The 6,405-nt window shown below is 72.6% G+C and carries 6 protein-coding genes and 1 pseudogene; 3 read left to right on the top strand and 4 right to left on the bottom strand.

Translation table 11 applies throughout. The features are described 5' to 3' along the window. Window positions 1–88: 88 nt before the first annotated feature. The 4 genes and pseudogenes from ACFYM2_RS16305 to ACFYM2_RS16290 form a co-directional block, all read right to left on the bottom strand. Window positions 89–427: pseudogene (locus ACFYM2_RS16305) on the bottom strand (class I SAM-dependent methyltransferase); the annotation flags it as partial. A gap of 29 nt (window positions 428–456) precedes the next feature. Further along, entirely contained in the window at window positions 457–1,326 is an 870-nt protein-coding gene (locus ACFYM2_RS16300) for an ABC transporter permease (RefSeq protein WP_358995977.1), read from the bottom strand. After that, window positions 1,286–2,122, bottom strand: a complete 837-nt coding sequence (locus ACFYM2_RS16295; RefSeq protein WP_358995974.1) for an ATP-binding cassette domain-containing protein — start codon at window positions 2,120–2,122, stop codon at window positions 1,286–1,288. The genes ACFYM2_RS16300 and ACFYM2_RS16295 overlap by 41 nt, the downstream gene beginning before the upstream one ends. After that, window positions 2,119–2,595 (bottom strand): MarR family winged helix-turn-helix transcriptional regulator, encoded by a 477-nt coding sequence (locus tag ACFYM2_RS16290; protein ID WP_388836722.1) that lies wholly within the window; start codon window positions 2,593–2,595, stop codon window positions 2,119–2,121. The genes ACFYM2_RS16295 and ACFYM2_RS16290 overlap by 4 nt, the downstream gene beginning before the upstream one ends. A 212-nt stretch (window positions 2,596–2,807) precedes the next feature. Here ACFYM2_RS16290 and ACFYM2_RS16285 point away from each other — a divergent pair, with 212 nt between their 5' ends. From ACFYM2_RS16285 to ACFYM2_RS16275, 3 genes are all read left to right on the top strand, one after another. Continuing rightward, window positions 2,808–3,920 carry a hypothetical protein gene (locus ACFYM2_RS16285; protein ID WP_358996056.1) on the top strand — a complete coding sequence of 371 codons (1,113 nt, stop codon included), beginning with the start codon at window positions 2,808–2,810 and terminating at the stop codon, window positions 3,918–3,920. 71 nt (window positions 3,921–3,991) lie between these two features. Further along, on the top strand, window positions 3,992–4,660 hold the full coding sequence (locus ACFYM2_RS16280) for a transcriptional regulator (protein WP_388836719.1): 669 nt from the start codon (window positions 3,992–3,994) through the stop codon (window positions 4,658–4,660). A gap of 158 nt (window positions 4,661–4,818) precedes the next feature. Beyond that, window positions 4,819–6,360 (top strand): alpha/beta hydrolase, encoded by a 1,542-nt coding sequence (locus ACFYM2_RS16275; protein ID WP_358995967.1) that lies wholly within the window; start codon window positions 4,819–4,821, stop codon window positions 6,358–6,360. Window positions 6,361–6,405 lie beyond the last annotated feature (45 nt).

Below are 6,405 nucleotides of genomic sequence, written 5' to 3'. Positions count from 1 at the left end.
GATAGCGGAGCTATCGGGGCGATTCGGCAACGCCGCGAGGTGCCGTGCCAGACGCCGCGCCCCCGGCCATGGTCCACCAGACACCCCCTAGGCGCGCGTGGACGAAGTCGAAGGGTCCGGCGGGCGCCTGGTCCTGTCCGACGTCGTGGCGGCGGACCTCGACGTTCGGCGGCGGCTCGGCGCCGCTCAGCCACGCGGTGTCGAGATCACTGGCGAGCACCCGGCCTTGGGGGCCGACCCGTTCGGCGAGGCCGCGCGGCACGGAGAGCCCGCCCGCGCCCACCTCCCAGACGTGGTGACCGGGGCCGAGACCGAGCGCGTCGAAGTGGCGGAACGTCGAGTCGTCGAAGAGTTCGGCGAGCGCGTCGAAGCGCTCGCCGGCCTCGGCGCGCCGATTGTCCAGGAGGTATCCGTCGTCTTCTGTCATGGGGGCCACGGGGTTCATGATGGCAGCGCTCAGCGCGCCAGCCTGCCAAGGAGCGAGGACGCCGCGAGGATCCCGAGCAGGGCCGCGACCACCAGGACCCCGTAGTCGAGGGCGAGATGGGTGTGGGTGCCGAGGAGCAGTCCGCGCAGGGCGTCCACCTGGTAGCTGAGCGGATTGGCCCGGCTGACGGCCTGGAGCCAGCCCGGCATGATCGAGACCGGGTAGAGGGCGCTGGAGCCGAAGAACAGCGGCATGGTGATGGCCTGGCCGATGCCCATCAGCCGGTCGCGGGTCAGCACGATCCCGGCGATGGTCATGGACAGGCAGGAGAAGAACGCGGAGCCGAGGACGACGGCGACGGCGACGCCGAGCAGCCGCAGCGGGTTCCAGGTGAGGGCCACGCCGAGCAGCGCGGCGATCACGATCACCACGACGGCCTGGATCAGCGCCTTGACCCCGGCGGCGAACGCCTTGCCGGTGATGAGCGCCGAGCGCGGGGTGGGGGTGACCAGGAGTTTGGTCAGGATGCCCGAGTCCCGCTCCCAGATGATCATGATGCCGTAGAAGATGGCGATGAACATGGCGGACTGGGCGATGATGCCGGGCGCGAGATAGTCGATGTAGGGGATGCCGCCGGTGGGGATGGCCTTGATGCGGGTGAAGGTCTCGCCGAAGATGAGCAGCCACAGCGCGGGCTGGACGGCCCGGGTGTAGAGCTCGGCGCGGTCGTGCCGGAGCTTTTGCAGTTCGACCGCGCACAGCGCGCCCACCCGGGCGGGCAGCAGGCGCCAGCCCGTTCGGGGGCGCGGCGGGACGAGCAGCAGCTCCAGGCGGGGGTCGGCGTCCGGTCCCGCCGGGTCACCCGAGGCGGGCCGCGGTGCGGCGGGTGCTGCGGACATCGCGGAAGTCACCTCCCTGGCTGTCGAGCCCGCTGCCCGCGATGTCGCGGAAGACGTCCTCCAGGGTGGGCGGCGGGGCGTCGGGTGTGGTGGCGGCGGTGCGCTCGCGCAGCTCGGCCTTGAGGCCTTCGGGTGTGCCGAGGGCCCGTACGCGGCCTTTGTGCATGAGCGCGAGACGGTCGCAGTACTGGTCGGCCTCGTCCATGTGGTGGGTGGTCACGAGCACGGTCATGCCGGTGGCCCGGCGCACCGCGTCGATGTGCTCCCACACACTGGTGCGGGCGATCGGGTCGAGGCCGATCGTCGGTTCGTCGAGTATGAGCAGGCGGGGCGCGCTGACCAGGGCCTGGGCCAGTTCGAGGCGGCGGATCATGCCGCCCGAGTACGTTCTGGCCATGCGGTCGGCCGCGTCGGTGAGCCCGACGGCGTACAGGGCCTGCTCGACGCGGCGGGCGCGTTCCTTGCGCGGGACGTCGAAGACGCGGGCGAACAGGGCCACGTTCTCGCGTCCGGTCAGGCCGGAGTCGGCCGACAGCTGCTGGGGTACGTAGCCGAGCAGCCGGCGCACCGCCATCGGTTCCTTCGCCGCGTCGTGGCCGAACACCCGCACCCGGCCGGCCGGAACCGGCAGCAGGGTGGTGACGCAGCGGATCGCGGTGGTCTTGCCCGCGCCGTTGGGGCCGAGCAGTCCGAATACCTCGCCGGTGGCGACCGCGAGGTCGAGCCCGTCGACCGCCAAGGTCGCGCCGAAGGAGTAGGCCAGGCCGTCGCACCGGACGGCGTCGTCGTCGCTCATGAGCCCTCCACTTCCTCGTGCAGGTTCCGCGCGAGCCGGCGCAGCGCAGGCAGCGCCGCGTCAAGCGCGGCCCGGTCGGCCGGGTCCAGGCGCGTCACCTGGTCCCGTACGAGCGCCGCTCTGCGCTCGCGCCAGTCGCCGAGGCGGCCGGCGGCCGCGGGCGTGGCGTACAGCCGGGCCGAGCGGCGATCGCCCGGGTCCGTCTCGCGCCGGACGTATCCGTCCCGCACCAGCTCATTGACGAGTGTGGAGACCGAATTGCCCGCCAGATAGAGCTCCTTGGCCGCGGCCGACACACCGATGCCGGGGCGGTCGATGAGGAGCCGGAGCACGTCGATGTGGGCGCCGCGCAGGGGCGGGACGTCCAGGCCGGCGCGCAGCCGGCGCCGGATGAGCCGCTGGACACCGGCGAGCACATCGGCCAGGGAGTCGTCGAACGGTTCGGCGTCTTCTACAGCCGCGGAGGCAGCCACCCAGCAATTTTATCTCTCACTCAGAGGTATGTGCCAGACTCGGGCGCCCGCCGACCGCGCCCGGTGTGGCACCGCGCACATGTGGACCCCCTGTGAGAACGGTCCGGGGCCGCATGACATCTTTCCCCGGGGCCCCCCGCGCTCCACGCGACGCCATTCGTATCGGGCAGGGAAACAGGAGCTGAACGCACGTGCCGGCCATCAGTCAGAGGATGCATCTGATCCTGCTCTCGGCGTGGACAGCGCTGTGGTTCGCCGTGGTGGAGCCCAACGGCGGCTTCTCCTGGCACTATCTGCGGGCGGGCGGCGAACTCATCTTCCAGGGCCCCTCCGGTGACGGCACCGGCGGCCTCAACCTCTACGCCCACCATCCCGAGCTCCAGATGGGTCCGGTCAGCTTCCTGACGGCCGGTCTCTTCAACCCCTTCCCCGAGCGGACCGGCCAGTTCCTCGCCGCGCTCCTGATGTCGGTGCTCGGCCTGGTGATCGTGGTCCTGGCCGGACGCAGCGCCGCCTGGTACTTCCTGGGCACCGGCACCAACCACCAACGGCTGCGCCAGCGCGTCCTGATCGCGGGCCTCGCCTTCATCCCGATGTGGATCGAGGTGTCGGTGCGCTTCGGTCACCTCGATGATGTGCTGGCCCTGTTCTTCACCGCGCTCGCGGTCCGCTCGGTGACCCGCGACAGCCCGGTGGGCACCGGGGTGTGGCTGGCGCTCGCCATGGACTCCAAGCCGACGGCGGTCACCTTCGCCGCGCTGCTCTTCGCGCTGCCGCGCCACCAGTGGCTACGGGCGGGACTGTGGTGCGCGGCGGTGGTCGCGGTGGCGTGGGCGCCGTTCTTCCTCAGCAATCCGCACTCGATGTCGGCCGCCGGGTTCGCGATACCCAACCAGCCGGCGTCCGCGCTGCGCTGGCTGGGCGTCGCCGATCCCGAGACGCCCGGCTGGGACCGCCCGGCCCAGGCGGCGCTCGGTCTGCTGCTCGGCGCGGTCGCGGTGTGGCGGGGGCGGTGGGCGGCGGTGGTGCTGCTCGGGGCCAACGCGCGCATCGTCCTCGACCCCAGCGTGTACACCTACTACACGGCGTCGGTGCTGCTCGGGACGCTGCTGTGGGACGTGATCGGGCAGCGCAGGCTGGTGCCGTGGTGGAGCTGGCTCGCGCTGCTGACCCTGTACGGGAGCGTGTTCGTGGTGCCGGACGACGCGGCGCGTGGCCTGATCCGGCTGGCCTTCGTGATCGCGTCGACGGCCTATGTGCTCCTGTGGCCCCAGCGCGACCGGGGCCGCGACCGGCGGCGAAGGCGGCGCCCGGTCGCCGCCTGAGGGGCGGCCGGTGACGCGGGCCCGTGAGACGCTGGGCGTGACCGCACCGCCGGCTCCGCGAAGGGTCCCGCATGACTCGTCAGACGCGTACGGCCAAGGAGATCATCGCGGCGACGGCCAGGGCGGTGGCCCCTTCGGCGGACGACAACCGGCTGCTGCCGCTGGTGGAGTCCGGCGACGCGCCGCTGTCCGCGCTCGCCGCCCTCGCCCTGGAGCAGCGCCACATCATCGCGTCGGACCGGCGCGCCTTCCTGCTGCTCGCCGAGCGCTCGGGCCCCGGCTCCGCGTGCGCGGCGTTCTTCGGCGCCCTCGCCGAGGGCGAGACGCTGGCGCTCGACCGGCTCGGGGCGTACGAGAGCGCCTGCGGGCTCACCCCTGAGGACATCGGACAGTACCTGCCACGGGCGGGCTGCCAGGCCTACCCCGCGTATGTGGCGTGGCTCGCCCTGAACGGCGAACCTCCGAGCGTGGCGCTCGCCCTGACCGCCAACTTCGCTGCCTGGGGCGGCTGTTGCGGCCGGATGGCGGCCGCGCTGCGCACCCGGTACGGCTTCTCGGACGAGGCGTGCGGCTTCTTCGACTTCTTCGCGGACCCGGCCCCACAGCTGGCGGAGCTGGCATTGGCAGCCGTCGCATCGGGCGCGCAGGACGAGCACGGCGAGGGCGTGGGCGAGGGCGCGCACTACGGCCAACTGCTCCAGACGTACGAGTCGATGTTCTGGAACACGCTCGCGCGGTGAGGCGGGCCCGCTCACGGGCGCCTGGACCACCACCGGGGTGGCACCCGTGCCACCCCCTTTCCGGGTGGTGGCCGGATCGAGGCGCGGGGACCCGGCGGTGGACGATCGAGGCGACCGACGCACCGCAAGGGGAGCGATCCCAACGGGGAGAGAAAACCATGCAGTTGTTCCAGAAACCGGCCCGGTGGGCGGCGGCCGCCGCGTGCGCCCTGCTCGCCGCCGCCGCGCTGCCGGCCGCCGCGGCGAGCGCCGACACCGGCGCCGCCCCGCCCGTCCCCGGCCGCTACCGCCTCCAGCACCTCGACTGGCAGGCATGCGACTCGGGCGCGCTGGAGTGCGCCACGATGGCCGTGCCCCGGGACTGGTACCACCCCGACGCGGGACCGGACCTGAGCATCCGGGTCTCGCGCCACCGGGCGACCGGCCCGGACAGGCGCGGCGTCCTGATGATGGCGGCGGGCGGCCCCGGCGCGTCGGGCCTCAACCGCCCGGCCACCCTGACCGGTCTCAGCCCGAAACTCGCGGCCGCCTACGACGTCGTCGGCTTCGACCAGCGCGGGGTGGGCGCGAGCACCAACGTCGTCTGCTCGGACCAGGACACGGTGGACGCCTTCTTCACCAGCGGTGATCTGCGCGACCGCTCGACGGCGGCGATCGGGGCCACCTTCGACAGGGCCCGCGCCTTCGTGGCGGACTGCGAGCGCCACTCCGGCGGCCTGCTGCCCTACCTCACCACCGACCAGGCCGTGCACGACATGGACCTCTACCGCTCCCTGCTCGGCGTGGACAAGGTCTCGTACTACGGCCCGTCCTACGCCGGCGCGCTCGGAGCGTATTACGCCACCGAGTTCCCCCGCCACGTCGAACGGGTCGTCCTGGACAGCCCGGCGGACTTCACGCGCGGCTGGCAGTCGTTCCTGGTGGGCCAGCCGCTCAGTTTCCAGCGCCGCTTCGAGCGGGACTTCCTGCCCTGGCTGGCGAAGAACGACGCGACCTACCACCAGGGCGCCACGCCCGCCGATGCCAAGGCCTCCTACGAGCGGCTGCGGGCCACGCTGCGCGACCACCCGCTCGACCTCGACGGCACCCTCATCACGCCGAACCATTTGGACGCCGCCGCCACGAACGCCCTGTACGACGCGGGTGACAGGTTCGAGGACTTCGCCCTGCTGATGGGCCTGCTCGAACACCCCGAGAGCGCTCCGGCGGACGCCAAGAAGAACGCCGCCGAGCAGTTGGCGCACGTCATGGGCGCCAACTTCTTCGCCGACTACTTCGCGGTCTCCTGCGAGGACTCCCCCTGGCGGCGCGACAGCCGCTACTGGGTGCGGGAGAGCGCGGCGGCCACCCGCGTCAACCCCCTTGCCGGAGCACGGGAGTTGACGTTCGCCGCGATCTGCGCGAACTGGCCGCGGACCGGCGCTCCGAAGGTCGAGGTCACCGGCAAGGGGCTGCCGCCCGTCCTGGTCCTCGCCTCGAAGCTGGACCCGGCGGCCTACTACGAGGGCGCGCTCCGGGTCCACCGCGCGCTCGCGGGCTCCCGCCTGATCACCGTCGACGGCGGCGACCACGGCCAGTTCCAGAACGGCAGCGCCTGCGTGGACGGCGCCGTGGAGGACTACCTCATCACCGGGGCGCTGCCCGCCAAGGACACCACCTGCGCCGGGGCGCCCCTGCCCGAGCCCGCCACCCGCGGCTGATCAGCACTCGGGGCGAGGAAGTTCCGTCGGGACGGGAATCATGGG

Origin of the sequence: Streptomyces sp. NPDC006711, from assembly GCF_042869775.1 — a bacterium.
Classification (GTDB): Bacteria; Actinomycetota; Actinomycetes; order Streptomycetales; family Streptomycetaceae; genus Streptomyces.
Note: the sequence above shows the minus strand (reverse complement) of the source record. Positions and strands in the feature narration are given on the sequence as shown.

Bases quoted from the DNA above. Each gene is read 5' to 3' on its own strand.
- ACFYM2_RS16300 (WP_358995977.1), bottom strand. From the start codon at position 1,326: ATGTCCGCAGCACCCGCCGCACCGCGGCCCGCCTCGGGTGACCCGGCG.
- ACFYM2_RS16295 (WP_358995974.1), bottom strand. From the start codon at position 2,122: ATGAGCGACGACGACGCCGTCCGGTGCGACGGCCTGGCCTACTCCTTC.
- ACFYM2_RS16285 (WP_358996056.1), top strand. From the start codon at position 2,808: ATGCATCTGATCCTGCTCTCGGCGTGGACAGCGCTGTGGTTCGCCGTG.
- ACFYM2_RS16280 (WP_388836719.1), top strand. From the start codon at position 3,992: ATGACTCGTCAGACGCGTACGGCCAAGGAGATCATCGCGGCGACGGCC.
- ACFYM2_RS16275 (WP_358995967.1), top strand. From the start codon at position 4,819: ATGCAGTTGTTCCAGAAACCGGCCCGGTGGGCGGCGGCCGCCGCGTGC.